Origin of the sequence: Kribbella deserti (genome assembly GCF_042434725.1) — a bacterium.
GTDB classification, from domain to species: domain Bacteria; phylum Actinomycetota; class Actinomycetes; order Propionibacteriales; family Kribbellaceae; genus Kribbella; species Kribbella deserti.
This window is the reverse complement of record NZ_JBHLTC010000018.1, coordinates 238,746-259,678: the sequence shown is the minus strand read 5'-3', so window position 1 is coordinate 259,678 and position 20,933 is coordinate 238,746. Positions and strand designations below refer to the sequence as shown.

The following is a 20,933-nucleotide window of genomic DNA, read 5'->3' as shown; positions in this document are numbered from 1 at the left end:
GCTTTCGGCAGTGCCGCTGCCGGGTTTCGTACCGACTACCCGGTTGCAACCAGGTAGCGGCACCACAACCCGGTAGCCACCCTCCACCGCATAAGCGCTATCGCGAGCGGTGGAACGTGCGCAGCATCGACCACTCGGGGGAAGGGGGGTGCGGGCGGACGCGCCCAACTCGCGGGGAGTGGTGGGGGCGGAATGTGGCGAAGCGGGCCCGGTGGTGCGTGGGCCCGCTTCGTCGTACGGCTTGAGGTGGCGGTTTAGTAGAAGACTTCGCCGCGGGCCTTTTTGGCGCGCAGGGTCTGGACGGCCTCGGCCAGGATTTCGGCGGCTTCGGCCTCGCTGCGACGCTCTTTCACGTAGGCCAGATGCGTCTTGTACGGCTCGATCTTCGGTGGTGGCGGTGGATTCGTCGAGTCGGTGCTGGTGGGCAGACCACAGCGTGGGCAGTCCCACGCCTCCGGGATCGAGGCCTCGACGGCGAAGACCGTCGCGGTCTGATGTCCGTTGGCGCAGAAGAACACGATGCGCTGGCGGGGCGCGGAGTCGCCGCGCTCTGCCTCGCCCATCGGCCCAGCGCCGACCCTGCTACCGCGAATTGCACTGCCACTACCGGCCACTGGTGCGTCTCCTCAGTTACCGAGCTTGTACAGCAGCCCGAGGGCGACGATGGAGGCGAACCAGATCAGGCCGACGCCGATCGTGATCCGGTCCAGGTTGCGCTCAGCCACCGAGGACCCGCCGAGGCTGGACGAAACGCCACCGCCGAACAGGTCCGAAAGACCGCCACCGCGGCCTTTGTGCAGCAGAACGAGCCCCGTCAGGATGAGGCTGCAGATGACCACGACGATCGAGAAAGCGAGAATCACGAGGAGTAGCCTAACTGAAGGTCCAAGTAACGACAGATACCGGCGAACTCGTCGACCTTCAGGCTGGCACCGCCAACCAGGCAGCCGTCGACATCCGGCTGGGACATGATGCCACCTGCGCTGGCCATCTTCACCGATCCGCCGTACAAAATTCGCACCGAATCGGCCACAGCCGGCGAAATCGTCTCTTCGAGCCGGCCCCGGATCGCCGCGCAGACCTCCTGCGCGTCCTCCGGAGTGGCCACCTCGCCGGTACCGATCGCCCAGACCGGCTCGTACGCGATGACGACCTTGCGGGCGTCGTCCGGCTTCAGGCCGGCCAGCGCGCCGTCGACCTGGGCGAGGGTGTGCTCGACCTGACGGCCTTCCTTGCGCACCTCCAGGCCCTCACCGACGCACACGATCGGCGTGATGCCGGCCGCGAGCGCCTTGGTGGCCTTGGCGTTGACCGTCGCGTCGTCCTCGTTGTGGTACTGCCGGCGCTCGGAGTGACCCGCCAGCACGTAGCTGCAGCCGAGCTTGCTCAGCATCGCGGCCGAGATCTCGCCGGTGTAGGCGCCTTCGTCATGCACGGAGATGTCCTGCGCGCCGTACACGATCTTCATCCGGTCACCGTCGACCAGCGTCTGCACACTGCGCAGATCGGTGAACGGCGGCAGCACGGCGACCTCGACCCGCTCGAAGTCGTGCTTCTTGTCCTGCAGGGTCCACGACAGCTTCTGCACCAGGTGCACGGCCTCGACGTGGTTGATGTTCATCTTCCAGTTGCCCGCCATCAAAGGCGTGCGAGTGGTGTCGGCCATGGGTCAGTCCTCTTCCAGCACAGCGAGTCCGGGCAGTTCCTTGCCCTCGAGGTATTCCAGCGACGCGCCGCCACCGGTCGAGATGTGGCCGAACGCGTCGTCGGCGAAGCCGAGTTGCCGGACGGCGGCCGCGGAATCGCCACCACCGACCACACTCAGGCCGTTCACCTCGGTCAACGCACTCGCGACGGCCTTGGTTCCACCGGCGAACGCCTCCATCTCGAAGACGCCCATCGGGCCGTTCCAGAACACCGTCTTGGCCGCGGCGATCTCGGCGGCGAAGGCCTTACCGGACTCCGGGCCGATGTCGAGGCCGAGCTGGTCGGCCGGGATCGCGTCGGCGCCGACCACCGTGGCAGGCGAATCGGCCTTGAACTCCGGCGCCACCACGATGTCGGTCGGCAGCACGATCTCGACACCCTTGGCCTTCGCGGCCTCCAGGTAGCCCTTGACCACATCGAGCTGGTCATCCTCGAGCAGGCTCTTACCGACCTCGTGGCCCTGGGCCTTGAGGAAGGTGAAGACCATGCCGCCACCGATCAGCAGCTTGTCGGCCTTCTCGATCAGGTTGTCGATCACCGCGAGCTTGTCGGAGACCTTCGCGCCGCCGAGCACCACAACGTACGGCCGCTGGGGGGACTCGGTGAGCTTCCTCAGCACCTCGACCTCGGCCAGCACCAGGCCACCGGCGGCGTGCGGCAGCTTGCGGGCCACGTCGTACACGCTGGCCTGCTTGCGGTGCACAACGCCGAAGCCGTCGCTCACGAAAACATCGGCCAGACCGGCGAGCTCGTCGGCCAGCGTCGCGCGCTCGGCCTCGTCCTTGCTCTCCTCGCGCGGGTCGTACCGCACGTTCTCGAGCAGCAGCACCTCGCCCTCGTCGAGCTCCTGCACGGCCTCCTGAGCGCTGTCACCGGTCACATCGGTCGCGAAGTGGACCTTGATGTTCTGCTCGGCGAGCAGCTCGCCGAGGCGCTTGGCGACGGGCGCGAGCGTGAACTCCGGGTTCGGCTTGCCCTTGGGGCGGCCGAGGTGGGCGGTGACGATCACCTTGGCGCCGGCCTTGGCCAGCTTCACCAGGGTCGGCACGCTGGCGCGGATGCGGCCGTCGTCACCGATCGTCTCGCCGTCGATCGGCACGTTCAGGTCCGAGCGCACCAGCACCCGGAGCCCGGCGACGTCACCGAGGTCGTCGATGGTCTTCACAGTTCAGCTTTTCCTTCGGCGAACGCCTACGTCCGAAGAACCGAGGCTGGTTCTTCGGACGTAGGCCGGGTGAATGGAGAACGTCAGAGCGTGGCGCCGACGTGGTTGACCAGGTCAACCAGGCGGTTCGAGTAGCCCCACTCGTTGTCGTACCAGCCGACGACCTTGACCTGGTTGCCGAGCACCTTGGTCAGGCCGGAGTCGAAGATGCAGGACGCCGGGTCGGTGACGATGTCGCTCGACACGATCGGGTCCGCGGTGTAGCGCAGGAAGCCCTTGAGCGCGCCCTCGGCGGCCGCCTTGACGACCTCGTTGACCTCTTCGACCGAGGTCTCACGGCCGACGGTGACGGTCAGGTCGGTGGCCGAACCGGTCGGCACCGGCACGCGCAGCGCGTAACCGTCGAGCTTGCCCTTGAGCTCGGGCAGGACCAGGCCGATCGCCTTGGCGGCACCGGTCGAGGTCGGCACGATGTTCAGCGCGGCGGCGCGGGCGCGACGCAGGTCGCTGTGCGGGCCGTCCTGCAGGTTCTGGTCCTGGGTGTACGCGTGGATCGTGGTCATCAGACCCTTTTCGATCGTGAACGCGTCGTGAATGGCCTTCGCCATCGGAGCCAGGCAGTTGGTGGTGCAGGAAGCGTTGGAGATGATCGTGTGCTTGTCGGCGTCGTACAGGTCGTGGTTCACGCCCATGACGATGGTGAGGTCCTCGTTCTTCGCCGGGGCGGAGATGATGACCTTCTTGGCGCCGTTGTCAGCGTGCGTCTTGGCCTTGGTGGCGTCGGTGAAGAAGCCGGTCGACTCGATCACCACGTCGGCGCCCACGTCGGACCACTTCAGGTTCGCGGGGTCGCGCTCGGCGAAGGCCTTGAAGGTGTGACCGGCGACGGTGATGTCCTCGTCGGTCGCGGTGACGTCGCCCGGGAAACGGCCCAAGATCGAGTCGTACTTCAGCAGGTGGGCGAGGGTCTGGTTGTCGGTCAGATCATTGACGGCGACGACCTCGATGTCGGCACCTGACGCCTGAACGGCGCGGAAGAAGTTACGGCCGATGCGGCCGAAGCCGTTGATACCTACGCGAACGGTCACGGGACTGCGTCTCCTCAGATCTAGCTTTGAGCACTACCGCTACATCCCGAAACACTAGCCCAACCGCCCACTGAGCTCACTGGTGCTATCCACATAATGCCACCGGTACGAGGTGGTACGGGTTTCATCGCGACCCTTCATTAGGGCCGGGACGTACGACGGCCCCCGCTGATCACAGCGGGGGCCGGCTGGCGAGAGATCAGGCCGGGTCGAGCATGTCCGGGGTCAGGTTGGCCTCGGTGTTCGGAATGCCGAGGTCCGCGGCGCGCTTGTCGGCCATCGCCAGCAGGCGGCGGATCCGGCCCGCGACGGCGTCCTTGGTCAGGGCCGGCTCGTGCAGCTGGCCGAGCTCTTCCAGGCTGGCCTGCTTGTGCTCCAACCGGAGCTTGCCGGCCACCTGCAGGTGATCCGGTACGTCGTCGCCGAGGATCTCCAGCGCGCGGGCCACCCGGGCCCCCGCCGCCACCGCGGCCCGGGCCGAACGGCGCAGGTTCGCGTCGTCGAAGTTGGCCAGCCGGTTCGCCGTGGCACGCACCTCGCGGCGCATCCGGCGTTCCTCCCAGGCCAGTACGGACTCGTGCGCGCCGAGCCGGGTCAGCAGCGCGCCGATCGCGTCGCCGTCGCGGATCACCACCCGGTCCACGTTGCGCACCTCGCGGGCCTTCGAGCCGATCCCCAGCCGACGGGCCGCGCCGACCAGCGCGAGCGCCGCCTCGGGACCCGGGCAGGTCACCTCGAGGCTGGACGAACGGCCCGGCTCGGTCAGTGACCCGTGGGCCAGGAACGCTCCCCGCCAGGCCGCCACCGCGTCGCAGGACGCGCCCGACACCACAGCCGGGGGCAACCCCCGGACCGGACGTCCCCGGTTGTCCACCAGCCCGGTCTGCCTCGCCAGGGCATCACCGTCGCGAACGACGCGTACGACGTACTTGGTCTGCTTGCGGATTCCGGACGGAGAGATCACCACCACGTCGCTCGGGTGGCCGAAGATCTCCGCGATGTCCTTACGCAGCCGACGGGCCGCCGCGCCGCTGTCGAGTTCAGCCTCGACAACGATTCGGCCGGACACCAGATGCAGTCCCCCGGCGAACCGGAGAACGGAGGAAACCTCGGCCTTGCGGCAACAGGGCTTGGTGACCTGGATGCTGGTCAGCTCGGACTTCACCTGTGCGGTCATCGCCATGAAGGAAATCCTCCCACCGCTGTCAAAGACCCTTCGCCCGGGGTGACATAGCCACTACACATTGTCAGGAGAAACCTCCCGTTTCCTTGGCGTTCACTCGTCGCAATCCGCCCTCCAGCACACCCTGGCCTGCTGATTTCGTGAGTCCACTGGCGTACTAATCGTCGCTGGCCTGTCCCGAATGACCGAAGCCGGGATAGGCCGTGGTCACCCGTCCTCCTGAGGAGGCGCGAATGTCAGGCCGAACCGACCCGCGTCAAGGATTTGGGAATCGGCGTCGCCGACGCGTGCGCGCCTTGCCCCGGGCCGGTCCGGGGCAAGGACAGCGGGCTGTCAGGGGGCGGGTGAGGTATGACCGGTTGCCTCGAGTGGTCCGTACCCGGAGGACCAGCGGTGCCTCCGCGCCTGCGGACGAACGGGTCCTGCGTCGCCCAGTCGCGCCGGTGCGACCAGGTTGAACACTCGCGGCAGACGCCGGCGTGGTCCCGGGGCGACCTCGGTCGGTGCCTATTCGCCGGGTCGACCTTTGAAGTCGGGGGTCGACGTGCCAAATCTGACGGGTCCACTCCCTGTTCCGACGGTCGACCCTCGGAATAAGCCGCCCGACACGCCACCCGGACCCGGCGGACGCCACCCTCACCCGAGACGGTCGGATGCCGGGTTGTTGCGCGACTACCTGGCTGCAACCGGGTAGCCGGGCAAAAACTCGGTAGCGGGCACACCACAAGCCGGTAGCCGCGCCATAACCCGGTAGCCGCGCCATAACCCGGCAGCCGCCAGAGCGCCCGCACCGGCTCGCGGCGGCAGAGGGCGGATTGCGGCGAACGAACGCAAGGGGGAACGGTTTACTCGAAGATCTCGCCGTAGACCTTCGCGAGTTTGCCCGGGTGGTGATGGAACTGGGTGGTCGCCGTGTCAGCGATATCCGCGATCACCAGCTGCGCGCCGAGCGACTCCGCCGTACGACGCAACGAGGCCGGATCCGGCACGTGCCGCACATCCGCGAGCACCACGTCGATGCGCAGATCCGGCGCGTGCGCCGCGAGCACTTCGAGATGGGTCTCCGGGGAGAACCCGTCGGTCTCGCCCTTCTGCTCACCCAGGTTCAACGTCACCAGCCGGCGGGCCGAGGTCTGCTCGAGGGCGCGCGCGAGCGCCGGCACCAGCAGATTCGGAATCACCGAGGTGAACCACGACCCCGGGCCGACCACAACCCAGTCCGCCTCCGCGACCGCGACCAGCGCCTCCGGGCAGGCCGGTGGATCGGCCGGATCGAGCGCGACGTCGACCACCCGGCCGGTAGTGGTCGCCACCTCGGCCTGGCCACGGATCTCGCTGATCACACCGGGATGGTCGGGATCAACGCCGAGCACCCGGGCGGTGATGTCCAGCGGCACGGCCGACATCGGCAGCACCCGGCCTTCGGCACCGAGCAGCCTCGCGACCCAGTCGAGCCCGTCGACGGCTTCGCCGAGCAACTCCCACAACGCGACGATGAGCAGGTTGCCCACGGCGTGATCGTGCAGCCCGCCGTCACTGGTGAAGCGATGCTGCAGTACGTCGGCCCAGGTACGGCCCCACTCGTCGTCGCGGCACAGCGCCGCCAGGGCCATCCGAAGATCGCCCGGCGGCAGTACGCCCAGCTCGCGGCGCAGGCGGCCCGAGGAGCCGCCGTTGTCCGCGACCGTGACGACGGCGGTCAAGTGGTCCGTGACGTGCCGCAGCGCCGACAGAGAGGCCGCCAGGCCGTGCCCGCCGCCCAGGGCCACGACTCGTGGCGACCGGGTCACTCCCGCCCCAGATCCCTGTGTACGACCAACGTCGGTGATCCCTTCTCGCGCAGCCTGCGGGCCAGTTCCTCGGCCATCGCGACGCTGCGGTGCTTACCCCCGGTACAACCCACCGCGACCGTGACGAAGCGCTTGCCCTCGTTCAGATAGCCGGTCCGCAGGGTGTTCAGCACGCCCTCGTAGTCCTGCAGGAACTGCTGCGCCAGCGGATGGCCGAGCACGAAGTCTGACACGAGCCGGTCCTGTCCCGTCATCGGCCGCAGGTCGGGCTGCCAGTACGGGTTCGGAATGAACCTCATGTCGGCCACCACGTCCGCGTCGACGGGAATGCCGTACTTGAAGCCGAACGAGACGACCGTCGCGCGCAGCTCGGCGTTCTCCTCGTCACCGAAGGCATTGCGGACCTTGGCGCCGAGCTGGTGGATGTTCAGGTTGGAGGTGTCGATGACCAGGTCCGCCGTACCGCGGATCTCGGCCAGCAGTTCGCGTTCGCGCTGGATGCCGTCGAGCAGCCGGCCGTCGCCCTGCAACGGGTGCGGGCGGCGCACGGACTCCTGGCGACGCACGATGATGTCGTCAGCCGCCTCCAGGAACAACGTCAGCGGCCGGTAGCCCTTCTCGCGCAGGTCCTCCAGCGCCTTCGGCAACGTGTCGAAGAAGCTGCCGGTCCGGACGTCCACCACGATGGCCATCCGTGGCGTGGCGCCGGTGCCGATCACCTGGTCGACGATCGTGGTCAGGAACATCGGTGGCAGGTTGTCGACCACGAACCAGCCGAGGTCTTCCAGCACATCCGCGACGGCGCTGCGGCCTGCGCCGGACATCCCGGACACGATGATCAAGTTGCCGCTGGACTTCTCCATCAGTTCTCTTCCCCGTTCGAATCCCCGCTGCGCGCCCCCGCCACCTGGGGGGCGTCGTCGTCGAGTATCTCGCCCGTTGCCGTGTTGACCGACGGCGCCCGGCCGGTGTCGGCTTTCGTTGCCGCGGAGTTCACCGCGGCGACCACCGATTCCGCCGTACGACGGCCGAACCCGGGCAGCTCCGCCACCTCGTCCACCGACGCCTGCCGCAACTTCTTCAGCGAGCCGAAGTGCCGCATCAGGGTCTTGCGGCGGACATCGCCCAGACCTTGTATGTCGTCCAGCACGCTCTCCACCATCGTCTTGGAACGGCGGCTGCGGTGGTGCGTGATGGCGAAGCGGTGAGCCTCGTCGCGCAACCGCTGCAACAGGTAAAGGCCTTCCGACGTTCGCGACATGATGACCGGGTCCTCGGTGTCCGGCAGCCAGACCTCTTCCAGGCGCTTGGCCAGACCGCACACCGGGATATCGCCGACGCCGAGTTCCTCCATCACCTGCCGGGCGGCCGCGACTTGGGGCGGACCACCATCGACCACGACCAGCGCGGGCGCATACGCGAACTTGCGGGCGCGGCCGGTCTCGGGATCGATCAGGTTCGCCGTGGGGTCTTCCTCGACCACCTCCCCGGCCGCGGTGGCCGCAGCGGTTGCCACCGCCGTCGCGGCCCGGTCGTCGAGTAGGCGCTTGAACCGCCGCGTCAGCACCTCCGCGATCGAGGCGACATCGTTCTGCCCGTCGACACCCTTGATGACGAACTTGCGGTACTCGCTCTTGCGCGGCAGGCCGTCCTCGAAGACGACCATCGACGCGACCACCTCGGTGCCCTGCAGGTTGGAGATGTCGTAACACTCCATCCGCAACGGCGCCTCCGGCAGATCGAGCGCCTCCTGGATCTCCTCCAGCGCCTGGTTGCGGGTGGTGAGATCGCTGGCCCGCTTGGTCTTGTGCATCACCAGGGTCTGCTGCGCGTTCGCGTGGACCGTCTCCATCAGGCCCTTCTTGTCACCGCGCTGCGGTACCCGGATCGCCACCCGCGAACCACGCAAGCCGGACAGCCACTCGGTCAGCGCGTCCACGTCATCCGGAATCGCCGGCACGAGGATCTCGCGCGGGATCGTGTCGCCCGACTCACCGGCATACGTCTGCTGGATGAACCGCTCGACCAGGTCACCGGTGGTCGCCGTACCGTCGGCCTTGTCGGCGATCCAGCCGCGCTGACCGCGGATCCGGCCGGCGCGCACGTAGAAGATCTGCACCGCGACCTCGAGCGGATCCTCCGCGAGGGCGATCACGTCGGCGTCGGTACCGTCACCGAAGACCACCTGGTTCTTCGCGAGGGCCTTGTCGAGCGCGCTGAGGTCGTCGCGGATCTTGGCGGCGCGCTCGTACTCCATCAGGGCCGCGGCGGCCTTCATCTCCTTTTCGAGACGGCGCACATACGTCGTGGTCTGGCCGGAGAGGAACGCGACGAAGTCGTCCACGATCTGGCTGTGCTCGTCCTGCGACACATTGCCGGTACAGGGCGCGGCGCATTTGCCGATGTAGCCCAGCAGGCAAGGGCGGCCGATCTGGCGATGCCGGTTGAACACGCCCTTGCTGCACGAGCGCATCGGGAACACCCGCAACAGCAGGTCGACCGTCTCGCGGATCGCCCAGGCGTGACTGTACGGGCCGAAGTACTTGATGCCCTTCTTCTTCGCGCCGCGGCCGACCATCACGCGCGGATAGTCCTCGTTGAGGGTGATCGCGAGCCAGGGATACGACTTGTCGTCGCGGTACTTCACGTTGAAGCGCGGGTCGTACTCCTTGATCCAGGAGTACTCCAGCTGTAGGGCCTCGACCTCGGTACTGACAACCGTCCAGTCCACCTTGGCGGCGGTCGTGACCATCGACTGGGTCCGCGGGTGCAGATTGACCAGATCCTGGAAGTACGACGACAACCGCGCACGCAGGTTTTTCGCCTTGCCAACGTAGATCACCCGCCCCGAAGCGTCCCGAAACCGGTACACCCCAGGCGCGTCAGGAATTGAGCCCGCACTCGGGCGATAAGTCGACGGATCAGCCACACCACCACCCTAATTCCCTCCACCGACAGTCCTTCGCCACCGCCCTGCCCGGCGAGGGTTATCCCTTGCGGTACGTGCAGAAGCGATGCGCGTCAGGCGGGAATGCTGGGCATAGGCCTGGGCTGATCCCTGCTTGGGATGGGCCAAGGAGTGGGACGGGGGCGCAGGGTGATTAGGCATTTCGTATTCGCCCAACGTGAGGAGCACCGCCCTATGTCGCCCAAGCACGTCCGATCACGCCTGTCCCGCCGCAGCACCACCATCGCCACCGCGACCGTTGCGGCTCTGAGTGCCACCGCACTCGGTCTGACCGGCGCGATCACCTCGGCCAACGCCGACGAACCACCCGCGACCACTCTTGCCAAGGACGTAGTCACCGAGGTCGTCATCAAGGGCGCGAACAGCCCCGACGCGATCGCCGGCAGCTACCTCGTCGTACTGAAGGAACAACCCGCCACCCGCGCCGCGACCGCCCTGGTCGCGAAGACCCTGGCGTCGACGTACGACGCGAAGGTACGACGTACCTTCAGCTCGGCGCTGAACGGCTTCAGCGCGAGCCTGACCGAGGAGCAGGCGCGGAAGCTGGCCGGGGACGAGCGGGTGGCCTACGTGCAGCAGAACCAGCGGTTCCGGATGAGCCAGGACAACCCGGCGTGGGGCCTCGACCGGTCGGACCAGCGGGACCTTCCGCTCGACAAGTTGTACGAGGCACCGAACGCGGCCGACAACGTCAACGTCTACGTGATCGACACCGGCATCTTCGCCGGCCACGAGGACTTCGGCGGCCGGGCCTCGGTTGGTACCGACACCATCAGCGACGGCCAGAACGGCAAGGACTGCCAGGGCCACGGCAGCCACGTCGCGGGCACGATCGCCGGCAAGACGTACGGTCTCGCGAAGGGCGCGAAGGTGTTCGGCGTCCGGGTCCTCGACTGCCAGGGCTCCGGTACGACGGAGAGCGTGGTCGCCGGTATCGAGTGGGTCACCGCCAACGCCAAGAAGCCGGCCGTCGCGAACATGAGCCTCGGTGGTCCGGCCGACCAGGCCCTCGACGACGCGGTGAAGAAGTCGGTCGCGGCGGGTATCACCTACGCCGTGGCGGCGGGCAACGAGAGCGCGGACGCGTGCAAGGTCTCTCCCGCGAAGGAGCCGACGGCCATCACCACGGGCGCGACGGATGACACCGACACCCGGGCCAACTTCTCCAACTTCGGCAAGTGTGTCGACATATTCGCTCCGGGCGTTGACGTCGAGTCGGTCGGTATCAGCGGACCGACGGCCACCGCGACCCACAGCGGTACGTCGATGGCCTCGCCGCACGTGGCGGGCGCCGCGGCCCTCTATCTGAGCGCCAAGCCGGACGCGACCCCGGCCGACGTGGCCGCGGCCCTGATCGGCGCGGCGACGCCGGACAAGGTCAAGAACCCGGGCACGGGTTCGCCGAACAAGCTGATGTTCACCGGCGCGCTCACCTCGCCGCTGAGCTGACCCGAACGCGGAACGACCCGGCCTGCTGAGGTTGGCCGGGTCGTTCCATGTCCGCATTCAGCCGGTCGGCCTGCTAGCTAGTCGTTCTGTTGGCTGGCCGATCTGTTAGCTGGCCGGGCCGAGGATGTTGCCGTTCTCGACCGTCACAGCGACCGAAGCGAGCGGGCTGGTGGCCGGGCCGGTGGTGACCGAACCGTCCGCCACCTTGAATTTGCTGCCGTGACAGCCACAAACGATGGAGCCGTCGGCAACGGACTCCACGACACAACCCGCGTGGGTACAAACCGCGCTGAAGCCCTTGAACTGACCAGCCGTCGGCTGGGTGACGACCAGCTTCTGGTCCGGGAAGATCTTGCCGCCGCCAACCGGTACGTCGCCGACCGGTCCGAGCACCGCACCCCCGCCACCCGTCGAAGCGGTCGCACTCGGCGCCGAACTCGGTGCCGTAGTGGGCGTGGTCGCGGGTCCACTGCTCGGGGCTGTGGACGGCCCGGCCGAGGGCGCACCGTCGTCGCCGCACGCCACCAGCAGGCTGCCGCTCACTCCGGCGATGCCCGCGACGGCGGCTCCGCGCAGCACGGTTCGCCGATCCCGCACGACGCCTGCGATCGGTTCCTCGCTGTTGTTCTTGCTCATCGATCAGTCCTTCCAGAGGCTGACAAGAGGCCGTGTCCAACGACTCAACCACGCGAGACCGAAAGCGCGGCGAAATAGTTGAACGCTCTGCTACTCCAAGTTCTACCCGACCCGATCCGCCGAAGCGACCGATCCAGCCGGACTCTCCGATACACGGATCGCACCCCAATCCGGTTCAGCCCCCTGAGTACCAGTTCCCCAGCCCCCACCACCCCCGACACGCAGCCCCACCTCCACACCCCCACCAGCCACCGCCCCGCCGGCCACCCGCCGGCCACCGTGGTTCGGCCAGCTCCCTGTGGACAAACACCCCACGGTCGGACGCAAAATACGACCACCCTCCGCGCACCCCTCCACGAGCGGCCGCGCCTGAACACCCTGTTCGACTGGTCGCGCCCCCGAGGCGCCTCCGCAGATGGGCCGTAGCCGTACGCCGGTCAGTCCCGCAGTGGTCGTACGCCGCCCCTGCCGCAAGTGGTCAAGACCGCACACCGGTTCCTGCCGCGAGTGGTCACGACCGCACGCCGATTCCTGCCGCGAATGGTCACGACCGCACGCCGATTCCTGCCGCGAATGGTCGCGGGGGTACGCGACCACTCGCGGGGAGGCGGTAGTAAGTCCCGGGGTGCAGGCGACCACTCGCGGGAGTGGCGGTGCGGACGGGTTGGCGGGACGCGTCTGTGCGTCGGCTGCAGTGATCTCGGCCAGCTCCGCCTAGGGGCGGTCAGGCCAGGGAGAGGCAGATCGGGATCGAGATGGTCTGGATCGGCTGCGTACGGTCGGGCTGGGAGAAGAACTGGCCGCAGTACTGCGTATCAGCCGGCGTTCCCGGCGCTACCTGAAGGCCTTCGTTGAAGCCCTGACCGGCATCCCAATGCCAAGCCCCCGTGTACGACGTCCCGTTGCTGCCGGTCACTCGCGTAACCCCGTCCAACCGGGTGACGTTGTCGTCCTTCGTCATCACCAGGACCTCGTAATCACTGGACCCTTCAGGACAGACAGTGATCTTGATCGTGCCCTTGAGGCCGAACCCCAGCGGCTGCTCCTTGCTGACACACGCCATCGCCCCACCCGCCCTCTGAGCAGACGATGCGGCCGCACCAGCCGACTGGGCGGTTGGCGCCGTCGCACCCCCAGCCGACTGCGCCGATGCCACGGCGCCATCGGCGGAGTGGACCGATGCACCTGCGCTATCGGCGGACTGGGCGGAGGCGACTGCGCCGCCGGCGGGCACGGCCAACGCCGCCAGCCCGGCCAGTACGCCGATCGCCTTGCGCCGCGCGGAAATCCCCAGAATCGTCATTGCTCCACTCCCCTGTTTCGAACCAACGGTCGGGAGCAGTCGACCAGGAATCGATTTCAAGGGTCAACGAAATCGCAGGCATTCGACCCGCGTCGAAACGTCCATGGCACAAAGAAACACCTTGCCAACAACACGATTCGCCGGGCACTCAACGAGTACCCGGCGAACCACAACCAACTGACGGCCACCGTCCAACCACCAGCAGGCCGCCGCTGCGACCAGCAAAGGCGCCGCACCCACCAGGGGTCACCGCTGCCAACCCCAGCGGGTCTACAGCGCAGGCCACCGGTGGGTGGCCTGCGCAGCGATCAGCGGGTTGCGGTTAGGCCTTTCGTGCGGCTGCCTTGGTGGCGGTCTTTTTGGCCGGGGCCTTCTTCACCGCGGTCTTCTTCGCCGTGGTCTTGGACGTCCCTGCCTTGGCACCTACCTTCGCGGCACCGCTCGCGGCGGCGCCGTTCGACGCGGCCTTGGAGACCGTCGTCTTACCGCCCGCAGCCGAACCCGAAGCAGCAGCCGTCTTGGCCGAAGCCGGAGCCTTGGCCGAAGCGGCCGGGGCCTTGGCGGCTGCTCGCGCCGCGACCGCCTGCTGCTTCGGGCTGGGCTTGGCCGCACGGCCTTCGAGGATCTCCGCGAGGAACTGCCCGGTGTACGAGTCGGGGTTCTTCGCGACCTCCTCCGGCGTGCCCTCGGCCACCAGCGTGCCGCCGCGGCGACCGCCGTCCGGGCCGAGGTCGATGATCCAGTCGGCCGTCTTGATCACGTCGAGGTTGTGCTCGATCACCAGCACCGAGTTGCCCTTGTCCACCAGGCTGCCGAGCACGCCGAGCAGCTTGCGGATGTCCTCGAAGTGCAGACCGGTCGTCGGCTCGTCCAGCACATACACCGTCCGGCCGGTCGAACGCTTCTGCAGTTCGGACGCCAGCTTCACCCGCTGGGCCTCACCACCGGACAGCGTCGGCGCGGGCTGCCCGAGCCGGACATAACCCAGGCCGACCTCGTTCAGCGTCTTGAGGTGACGGGCGATCGCGGGAATGGCCGCGAAGAACTCCGCCGCCTCCTCGATCGGCATGTCGAGAATATCCGCGACGGTCTTGTTCTTGTAGTGGACCTCGAGCGTCTCGCGGTTGTACCGAGCGCCGTGGCAGACCTCGCAAGGCACGTACACATCCGGCAGGAAGTTCATCTCGATCTTCAGCGTGCCGTCACCGGAGCAGGCCTCGCACCGGCCGCCCTTCACGTTGAACGAGAACCGGCCCTGCTGGTAACCGCGAACCTTCGCCTCGGGCGTCTCGGCGAACAGCTTGCGGACGTGGTCCCAGACGCCGGTGTACGTCGCCGGGTTCGATCGCGGAGTGCGGCCGATCGGCGACTGGTCGACGTGAATGACCTTGTCCACGTGCTCCAGGCCGGTGATCTTCGTGTGCCGCCCGGGCACGTCGCGAGCGCCGTAGATCTGCTTGGCGAGCGACTTGTAGAGGATGTCGTTCACCAGGGTGGACTTGCCGGAGCCGGACACACCCGTGACCGCCACGAACATGCCGAGCGGCACGGCGACGTCGATCCCGGTGAGGTTGTGCTCCTTCGCGCCGAACACCTTCAGCTCGCGGCCCTCGGTCTGCGGACGGCGCACCGCCGGAATCGGGATCTCCTTGCGGCCGGAGATGTACGCGCCGGTGATCGAGTCCGGGTGGTTGCGCAGGTCCTCGACCGTGCCGGAGACGACCACCTGGCCGCCGTGCTCACCGGCACCCGGGCCGATGTCGACCACCCAGTCGGCGTGATCGATGGTGTCCTCGTCGTGCTCCACCACGATCAGGGTGTTGCCGAGGTCCTTCAGCCGGACCAGCGTCTCGATCAGGCGGCGGTTGTCGCGCTGGTGCAGGCCGATCGACGGCTCGTCCAGTACGTACAGCACGCCGACCAGGCCGGAGCCGATCTGCGTGGCCAGCCGGATCCGCTGCGCCTCGCCACCGGACAGCGAGCCCGCCGGGCGGTTCAGCGCGAGGTAGTCCAGACCGACGTCGAGCAGGAACCGCAGCCGCTCGCCGATCTCCTTGGTGACTCGCTCGGCGATCTGCTTCTCACGCGGCGTCAGATCCAGGTCGCTGAGGAACTCGTGCACCTCGTCGATCGACATCGAGCTGATCTCGGCGATGTTCTTGCCGCCGAGAGTGACCGCCAGCGAGATCGGCTTCAGCCGGGCGCCACCGCAGGACAGGCAGGGCACCTCCCGCATGTAGCCCTCGAACCGCTCGCGGCTGGTGTCGCTGGACGACTCCGCGTGCCGGCGCTCGACGTACGGAATCGCGCCTTCGAAAGTGGTGTAGTACGAGCGCTCGCGGCCGTACCGGTTCTTGTACGAGACGTGCACCTGCTGGTCGTGCCCGGTCAGCAGGGCCTTCTTCGCCTTCGCCGGCAGATCCGCGAACGGCGTCGTGGTCTTGATCTTGAGGTCCTTCGCGAGCGCGGCCAGCAGGCGCTCGAAGTACTGCGAGACGTTCGCCCCGGACCAGGGCTGGATCGCGCCCTCGTCCAGCGACTTCTGCGGGTCGGGCACGATCAGGTCGGGATCGACCTCCATCCGCGTGCCGAGACCGGAACACGCCGGGCAGGCGCCGTACGGCGAGTTGAACGAGAACGATCGCGGCTCCAGCTCGTCGATCGCGAGCGGGTGATCGTTCGGGCAGGCGAGCTTCTCGGAGAACCGGCGCTCGCGCAGCGGGTCCTTCTCGTCCAGGTCGACGAAGTCCAGCGTGACGATGCCGCCGGACAGGCCGAGGGCCGTCTCCACCGAGTCGGTCAGCCGGCGCTTCGCGGCGGACTTGACCGCGAGCCGGTCGACCACCACGTCGATGGTGTGCTTCTTCTGTTTGTCCAGCTTCGGCGGCTCGGTGAGCTGGATCGTCTCGCCGTCCACCCGGGCGCGTGAGAAGCCCTGACCGGACAGCTGCCGGAACAAGTCCAGGTACTCGCCTTTGCGGCCGCGGATCACCGGCGCGAGCACCTGGAAGCGGGCGCCCTCGTCGAACTCCAGCACCCGGTCGACGATCTGCTGCGGCGTCTGCCGGCTGATCGGCTCGTGGCACTCGGGACAGTGCGGGCGGCCCGCCCGGGCGAACAGCAACCGGAGGTAGTCGTAGACCTCCGTGATGGTGCCCACGGTCGAGCGCGGGTTCCGCGAGGTGGACTTCTGGTCGATCGAGACGGCCGGTGACAGCCCCTCGATGAAGTCGACGTCCGGTTTGTCCATCTGGCCGAGGAACTGCCGGGCATACGCCGAGAGTGACTCGACGTAGCGCCGCTGGCCCTCGGCGAAGATGGTGTCGAAGGCCAGGCTGGACTTGCCGGACCCGGACAGTCCGGTGAAGACGATCATGGCGTCGCGCGGCAGGTCGAGCGACACGTCCTTCAGGTTGTGCTCACGCGCGCCGCGCACGATCAGACGGTCAGACACAAGCTCTCTCTCAGCCGTTCTCGAGGGGTTCGGAACCGCCTCCGGAGGCACCTTTCCAGGCGTCCGGACACGGTCCAGGGACAAGCGCGATCATGCTAGCGAGGCCCTCCGACAGTTTTTGATTCGTCGCCGCCAGGTACCCCGGGCGACACCTGGGACGAGGTCTGAAAACGGGTTCAGCCGGGAAAGTGTCAGAGGCCTCTGGAACTGACCACCTGGGCCCGCACCAGCGTACCTACTGCCGCCTACTGCTCGGTCGAGAGCCGCAACACCCGACATCGAGGCGAGGGCCGGCAGCCCCCGCGCACCGACGACATGGGTTGGGCTGGGGCGAACCGGATGCGAGGATCGTTCCTGGAGACAGTGCCGCTCTGCTCGGCTGGTTGCCCGGCCGCGCGGACGGCGCAGACCTGACCACGACGGCGAACTGCCGGGCCTGGGGCTGAGGAGCGAGCGATGACCGAGTATCACGGCAACGTCCACGTCGGCGGCCCGGCGCAGACGCATGAACTGGCCGCGCTGATGATCACCAAGGTCGCGGTCGGCCCGATGAACAACAACGCGTACCTGCTGCGCTGCCGGCAGTCCGACGAGCAGGTGCTGATCGACGCGGCCAACGACGCGAAGATGCTGCTCGGCGTGATCGGCGGCGCCGGCCTGACCCGGGTGATCACGACCCATCGGCACGGCGACCACTGGCAGGCCCTGGCCGAGATCGTCGCGAAGACCAGCGCGATCACGGTGGCCGGGCGGTTCGACGTCGAGGGTATTCCGGTGCCCACGGACGAGGCCGTCGGCGACGGCGACCGGATCAAGGTCGGCGAGTGCGAGCTGGAGGTCATCCACCTGGTCGGTCACACGCCGGGCTCGATCGCCCTGCTGTACGACGACCCGGCCGGCGCGCCGCACGTCTTCACCGGCGACTCGTTGTTCCCGGGCGGGGTGGGCAACACCCACGACGATCCGGAGGCCTTCGAGTCCCTGCTCGGGGACGTCGAATCGAAGTTGTTCGACCGGTTACCGGACGAGACGTGGGTGTATCCCGGTCACGGCGCTGACACCACGCTCGGGGCCGAGCGGCCGAGCCTGCCGCAGTGGCGGGCCCGAGGCTGGTGACTCGCCCTCGACGTGGAAACTGACGAAAACTGGCGCATACTGGAGGAGACATGGAGCCTTATCGCGCGACGACGCGTCGTCACCTCGCCACTAGCCCCTTCAAGCCTCCGGTGCGGGAGCCGCTCAAGGTGTTCGCACCTGGAGACCGGGTTTCGCACGACCGGGAAGGCCTCGGCACGGTAGCCGCCGTGGAGGAGGGCGTCGCGGTGCTCGTCGACTTCGGTCCGAACCGGATCCGGGTCCTCGCGCCGTACGCCAAGCTTCACCTGCTCTGACCCTGCTGCCGCCGGGTTCAGCCCCGGTCGTTCCGGGCTGAGCCCGGCGGTGTGCTCATACGCCGGTTCGTCCGTGCCCGGTGTGAATCCCACCGTCGGCCTACCGCGCGAACCGCAGCCGGTCACAGCATCACGCAGAACTCGTTGCCTTCCGGGTCGGCCAGTAGCACGTGTTCGTCGTAGCGTTCGATCAGCCGTGCGCCGAGACCGGTCAGGCGGTCGACCTCCAGGGTGACGTCGTCGGCCGAAAGGTCGATGTGCATCCGGTTCTTGACCGACTTCGCCTCGGGCACCTGCTGGAAGAAGAACCTCGGGCGTACGCCGGGCGCCGGTTCGAGCAGTACGGAGGGATCGTCCTCGGGGTCGTCGATACCGAGGGCCCGCAACCGCGCGAGCTCCTCCTCGTCGTACGGCGCGATCGTGTAACCGTCGAGGACTTCCGCCCAGAAGCGGGCGAGCGAGGCGGGATGGTGGCAGTCGATCACCACGTCACGAAGGCGAGCCATACGGGCAAGCCTCACAGTTCGGCGGTTCAGCCGCCACCGGAAATCCGGACGCGTTTTGTCGGTGCCCGCGTGTTGAATGTGCGCATGCGAAGACGGATCGAGCAGCCACGGTTCGTGGCGGCGCTGCGTGAGGTGAACGAGAGCCTCGAAGCGGCCTGGCGGGAGTTCCGCGCCACGGCGGGAGTTGAGGCGGGTGGCCCGGATGACGAGCGGGAGCTGGCTCGCGTGGTGTTGCAGGACCCGTCGGAGTTCGACTGGCGGGTGGTCGATGCCGCGTTGACGAAGCTGAGTTGTGACGGGTGCGGCAACGGCCTCGGCGCCGGCCCGGTCGGCTGCCATCCCTGCGATCAGGCGAACGGGTTTCGCTTCGCCGCTCGTGAGACCGACCGCCCGGCAGTGCCGCCAGGTAACGAGCACGCGATCCGGGTGTCCTCGGCGGTCGCGCGCACCCGCGATCGGTACAGTCCGCGCGCCCGCTGCGGCTACGAGGTGTTCCTGCCGGACCTGCTCGCCGGCGAGTTACCCACCACGCCGGAGGCGCAGGCGCTGAAGGCCATCATCAATACCCGCACGGATGACCAACTGGAGTCCGTGACCACCTATGAGGAGTTGATCCGACGATGACGTCCCCTGAGGTGGTGCTGGCCGAGGTCGAGGCCCACCACGAGACGCTGACCGCCTGGCTCGGGACCGAGGCGGAGACAGCCGTGCTCGATCGGTTCCTGGCCGGGCAGTCCCCCGACTTCAGCCTCGTCGATATCGAGGGCAGAGTGCTCGGTCTGACCGACCTGGAGAACCTGTTGTCCGGCGCCCGCAATGCCGCGCCAGGTCTGCGCATCACGATCAGCGAGTTCGCGGTCGTCGCCCAGACGGCCGAGGTGGTGGTGTGCCGGTTCCTCGAACAGCACTCCATCGGCATCTCCCGTCGCGTCACCGCGGTGCTCGTGCCGGACACGGCCGCGCGCCATGGCCTGCGCTGGCTGTCGGTGCACGAGACGCCAACCCACTGAGTGCGACCGGCTCGTAGGGTGGGGTCATGCCACGTTCGATCGCCACCAATACGAAGGTCGACCTCGAGGGACTGCTGGAGTTCGTGCGACCGCGGCATCACCTGCTGCTGGTGACGCGTCGCCAAGACGGTTCGCCTCAGCTCTCGCCGGTTTCGGGAGGGGTGGACAGCGAAGGCCGGATCGTCATCTCGTCGTATCCGGAACGGGCCAAGAGCAAGAACATCCACCGCGACAGCCGTACGAGTGTGCTGGTGCTGTCCGACGACTGGGACGGCCCATGGGTCCAGGTCGACGGCACCGGCGAGGTGATCGAGCTGCCCGACGCGGTCGAGCCGCTGGTGGACTACTACCGGTCGATCGCCGGCGAGCACCCCGACTGGGACGAGTACCGCGAGGCCATGCGGAACCAGGGCAAGTGCCTGATCCGGATCACGCCCGAGCGCTGGGGCCCGGTCGCCACCGGCGGTTTCCCGGCCCGCTTCGCCGACTGACCCACGAGCCGGGCGCGGCCCGCTTCGCCGACTGACGCGCGAGGCAGGCCGGCGCGAGCGCTATTCGGCCGGGCCGGCGGCGGCTCGGGCGGCCATGGTCTCGGTGATGCGGACCATGGCGCCTTCGAGGTGCGAGCGCAGCGCTGCCTCGGCGGCGTCGGGATCCTTGGCCAGGCAGGCGTCGAGAATGGCCTGGTGCTCCTGGCGGGTCTGCTCGATCCTCGCCCGGGTCTGGCGCGAACCGAACCGGTAGCGCTCGCTGTTCTGCCAGACGGGTTCGATCGCGCGCGGCAGCCAGCGCGAGCCACCCGCGCGGTAGATCGCGAAGTGGAAATCGGTGTGCGCCTGCCGGGACGCGACGATGTCACCCACCCGGGACAACCTCACGTGCTCGGCCAGTGCCGCGCTGGCGGCCTTCGCGTCCGCCTCGGAGAATCGGCCCGCGGCGGCCCGGACGGCCAGGGATTCCAGCGCGAGCCGGGTCTCGTGGGTGTCGCGCAGGTCGTCCATCGACAGTTCGCGGACCCAGGCGCCCTTGTGCGGCACGATCTCGACCAGGCCGAGCGCCTGCATCCGGCGCAAGCCTTCGCGGATCGGCATCTGGCTCATGTCGAGCCGCCGGGCCAGTTCCTCCAGCCGCAACGGGGTACCGCTGGGCAGCTCGCCGGACAGGATCAACGCGTGCAACTCGGCCGCCGCCTCCTCGGCCAAGGTGCGCCGCCCGCTCGGTCCCCTGGGGGTGAGTTCGAGCCGTCGGGTCATCGAAGTGTCAGCCTCTCTTGTGGCTTTGAG

Annotated in this window: 20 protein-coding genes; 6 read left to right on the top strand and 14 right to left on the bottom strand. The window is 68.0% G+C overall.

All coding sequences use genetic code 11. From position 1 onward, the window contains the following. Window positions 1-254: 254 nt before the first annotated feature. The 9 genes from ACFFGN_RS14505 to uvrC form a co-directional block, all read right to left on the bottom strand. Window positions 255-614: an RNA polymerase-binding protein RbpA gene (locus ACFFGN_RS14505; protein ID WP_380047545.1), complete on the bottom strand. Its 360-nt coding sequence runs from the start codon at window positions 612-614 to the stop codon at window positions 255-257. A 12-nt stretch (window positions 615-626) separates the two neighbouring features. Then, window positions 627-863, bottom strand: coding sequence for a preprotein translocase subunit SecG (secG, locus tag ACFFGN_RS14500; RefSeq protein WP_380047543.1), 237 nt, complete (start codon window positions 861-863; stop codon window positions 627-629). Continuing rightward, the gene (gene tpiA / locus ACFFGN_RS14495; RefSeq protein WP_380047540.1) at window positions 860-1,666 is read right to left on the bottom strand and encodes a triose-phosphate isomerase; all 807 of its coding nucleotides are present in this window, start codon (window positions 1,664-1,666) and stop codon (window positions 860-862) included. Before tpiA ends, secG begins: the two co-directional genes overlap by 4 nt. A 3-nt stretch (window positions 1,667-1,669) precedes the next feature. Further along, the gene (locus ACFFGN_RS14490) at window positions 1,670-2,872 is read right to left on the bottom strand and encodes a phosphoglycerate kinase (protein WP_380047538.1); all 1,203 of its coding nucleotides are present in this window, start codon (window positions 2,870-2,872) and stop codon (window positions 1,670-1,672) included. An 83-nt stretch (window positions 2,873-2,955) separates the two neighbouring features. After that, the gene (gap, locus tag ACFFGN_RS14485) at window positions 2,956-3,960 is read right to left on the bottom strand and encodes a type I glyceraldehyde-3-phosphate dehydrogenase (protein WP_380047536.1); all 1,005 of its coding nucleotides are present in this window, start codon (window positions 3,958-3,960) and stop codon (window positions 2,956-2,958) included. A 199-nt stretch (window positions 3,961-4,159) separates the two neighbouring features. Then, window positions 4,160-5,143 (bottom strand): DNA-binding protein WhiA, encoded by a 984-nt coding sequence (whiA, locus tag ACFFGN_RS14480; protein WP_328994687.1) that lies wholly within the window; start codon window positions 5,141-5,143, stop codon window positions 4,160-4,162. Window positions 5,144-5,988: 845 nt separating this feature from the next. Beyond that, window positions 5,989-6,933 (bottom strand): gluconeogenesis factor YvcK family protein, encoded by a 945-nt coding sequence (locus ACFFGN_RS14475; protein WP_380047533.1) that lies wholly within the window; start codon window positions 6,931-6,933, stop codon window positions 5,989-5,991. Continuing rightward, window positions 6,930-7,796 carry an RNase adapter RapZ gene (rapZ, locus tag ACFFGN_RS14470; protein ID WP_380047531.1) on the bottom strand — a complete coding sequence of 289 codons (867 nt, stop codon included), beginning with the start codon at window positions 7,794-7,796 and terminating at the stop codon, window positions 6,930-6,932. Before rapZ ends, ACFFGN_RS14475 begins: the two co-directional genes overlap by 4 nt. Next, entirely contained in the window at window positions 7,796-9,862 is a 2,067-nt protein-coding gene (gene uvrC, locus ACFFGN_RS14465) for an excinuclease ABC subunit UvrC (protein ID WP_380047528.1), read from the bottom strand. Before uvrC ends, rapZ begins: the two co-directional genes overlap by 1 nt. A gap of 213 nt (window positions 9,863-10,075) precedes the next feature. On the opposite strand from uvrC, the gene ACFFGN_RS14460 reads away from it, so the two are divergent. After that, on the top strand, window positions 10,076-11,350 hold the full coding sequence (locus tag ACFFGN_RS14460) for a S8 family peptidase (RefSeq protein ID WP_380047526.1): 1,275 nt from the start codon (window positions 10,076-10,078) through the stop codon (window positions 11,348-11,350). Between the two features lie 105 nt (window positions 11,351-11,455). Here ACFFGN_RS14460 and ACFFGN_RS14455 read toward each other — a convergent pair whose 3' ends face one another. From ACFFGN_RS14455 to uvrA, 3 genes are all read right to left on the bottom strand, one after another. Beyond that, the gene (locus ACFFGN_RS14455; RefSeq protein WP_380047524.1) at window positions 11,456-11,986 is read right to left on the bottom strand and encodes a Rieske (2Fe-2S) protein; all 531 of its coding nucleotides are present in this window, start codon (window positions 11,984-11,986) and stop codon (window positions 11,456-11,458) included. A 724-nt stretch (window positions 11,987-12,710) separates the two neighbouring features. Next, window positions 12,711-13,289, bottom strand: a complete 579-nt coding sequence (locus tag ACFFGN_RS14450; protein ID WP_380047522.1) for a hypothetical protein — start codon at window positions 13,287-13,289, stop codon at window positions 12,711-12,713. A gap of 322 nt (window positions 13,290-13,611) precedes the next feature. After that, window positions 13,612-16,743 (bottom strand): excinuclease ABC subunit UvrA, encoded by a 3,132-nt coding sequence (uvrA, locus tag ACFFGN_RS14445; protein ID WP_380047520.1) that lies wholly within the window; start codon window positions 16,741-16,743, stop codon window positions 13,612-13,614. Window positions 16,744-17,199: 456 nt separating this feature from the next. Here uvrA and ACFFGN_RS14440 point away from each other — a divergent pair, with 456 nt between their 5' ends. Beyond that, window positions 17,200-17,859: an MBL fold metallo-hydrolase gene (locus tag ACFFGN_RS14440; RefSeq protein WP_380047517.1), complete on the top strand. Its 660-nt coding sequence runs from the start codon at window positions 17,200-17,202 to the stop codon at window positions 17,857-17,859. Between the two features lie 50 nt (window positions 17,860-17,909). Continuing rightward, on the top strand, window positions 17,910-18,134 hold the full coding sequence (locus ACFFGN_RS14435; RefSeq protein WP_380047515.1) for a hypothetical protein: 225 nt from the start codon (window positions 17,910-17,912) through the stop codon (window positions 18,132-18,134). Window positions 18,135-18,256: 122 nt separating this feature from the next. On the opposite strand, the gene ACFFGN_RS14430 is transcribed toward ACFFGN_RS14435, so the two are convergent. Further along, on the bottom strand, window positions 18,257-18,640 hold the full coding sequence (locus ACFFGN_RS14430) for a VOC family protein (protein ID WP_380047513.1): 384 nt from the start codon (window positions 18,638-18,640) through the stop codon (window positions 18,257-18,259). Between the two features lie 84 nt (window positions 18,641-18,724). Between ACFFGN_RS14430 and ACFFGN_RS14425 the strand changes: the two genes are divergently transcribed. The 3 genes from ACFFGN_RS14425 to ACFFGN_RS14415 are packed head-to-tail and all read left to right on the top strand — an operon-like array spanning window position 18,725 to window position 20,141. Then, a complete protein-coding gene (locus ACFFGN_RS14425) occupies window positions 18,725-19,264 on the top strand; it encodes a hypothetical protein (protein ID WP_380047511.1) in 540 nt (179 codons plus the stop codon). Continuing rightward, window positions 19,261-19,650: a hypothetical protein gene (locus ACFFGN_RS14420; RefSeq protein WP_380047509.1), complete on the top strand. Its 390-nt coding sequence runs from the start codon at window positions 19,261-19,263 to the stop codon at window positions 19,648-19,650. Before ACFFGN_RS14425 ends, ACFFGN_RS14420 begins: the two co-directional genes overlap by 4 nt. A gap of 26 nt (window positions 19,651-19,676) precedes the next feature. Beyond that, window positions 19,677-20,141: a PPOX class F420-dependent oxidoreductase gene (locus tag ACFFGN_RS14415; RefSeq protein ID WP_380047507.1), complete on the top strand. Its 465-nt coding sequence runs from the start codon at window positions 19,677-19,679 to the stop codon at window positions 20,139-20,141. A 60-nt stretch (window positions 20,142-20,201) separates the two neighbouring features. Here ACFFGN_RS14415 and ACFFGN_RS14410 read toward each other — a convergent pair whose 3' ends face one another. Beyond that, on the bottom strand, window positions 20,202-20,903 hold the full coding sequence (locus tag ACFFGN_RS14410) for a GntR family transcriptional regulator (RefSeq protein ID WP_380047505.1): 702 nt from the start codon (window positions 20,901-20,903) through the stop codon (window positions 20,202-20,204). Window positions 20,904-20,933: the final 30 nt, after the last annotated feature.

What these genes read in the sequence shown, in the direction of transcription:
- tpiA (WP_380047540.1), bottom strand. Translation starts at nt 1,666, where the DNA reads ATGGCCGACACCACTCGCACGCCTTTGATGGCGGGCAACTGGAAGATG.
- whiA (WP_328994687.1), bottom strand. Translation starts at nt 5,143, where the DNA reads ATGGCGATGACCGCACAGGTGAAGTCCGAGCTGACCAGCATCCAGGTC.
- rapZ (WP_380047531.1), bottom strand. Translation starts at nt 7,796, where the DNA reads ATGGAGAAGTCCAGCGGCAACTTGATCATCGTGTCCGGGATGTCCGGC.
- ACFFGN_RS14460 (WP_380047526.1), top strand. Translation starts at nt 10,076, where the DNA reads ATGTCGCCCAAGCACGTCCGATCACGCCTGTCCCGCCGCAGCACCACC.
- ACFFGN_RS14455 (WP_380047524.1), bottom strand. Translation starts at nt 11,986, where the DNA reads ATGAGCAAGAACAACAGCGAGGAACCGATCGCAGGCGTCGTGCGGGAT.
- ACFFGN_RS14450 (WP_380047522.1), bottom strand. Translation starts at nt 13,289, where the DNA reads ATGACGATTCTGGGGATTTCCGCGCGGCGCAAGGCGATCGGCGTACTG.
- ACFFGN_RS14440 (WP_380047517.1), top strand. Translation starts at nt 17,200, where the DNA reads ATGACCGAGTATCACGGCAACGTCCACGTCGGCGGCCCGGCGCAGACG.
- ACFFGN_RS14435 (WP_380047515.1), top strand. Translation starts at nt 17,910, where the DNA reads ATGGAGCCTTATCGCGCGACGACGCGTCGTCACCTCGCCACTAGCCCC.
- ACFFGN_RS14430 (WP_380047513.1), bottom strand. Translation starts at nt 18,640, where the DNA reads ATGGCTCGCCTTCGTGACGTGGTGATCGACTGCCACCATCCCGCCTCG.
- ACFFGN_RS14425 (WP_380047511.1), top strand. Translation starts at nt 18,725, where the DNA reads ATGCGAAGACGGATCGAGCAGCCACGGTTCGTGGCGGCGCTGCGTGAG.
- ACFFGN_RS14420 (WP_380047509.1), top strand. Translation starts at nt 19,261, where the DNA reads ATGACGTCCCCTGAGGTGGTGCTGGCCGAGGTCGAGGCCCACCACGAG.
- ACFFGN_RS14415 (WP_380047507.1), top strand. Translation starts at nt 19,677, where the DNA reads ATGCCACGTTCGATCGCCACCAATACGAAGGTCGACCTCGAGGGACTG.
- ACFFGN_RS14410 (WP_380047505.1), bottom strand. Translation starts at nt 20,903, where the DNA reads ATGACCCGACGGCTCGAACTCACCCCCAGGGGACCGAGCGGGCGGCGC.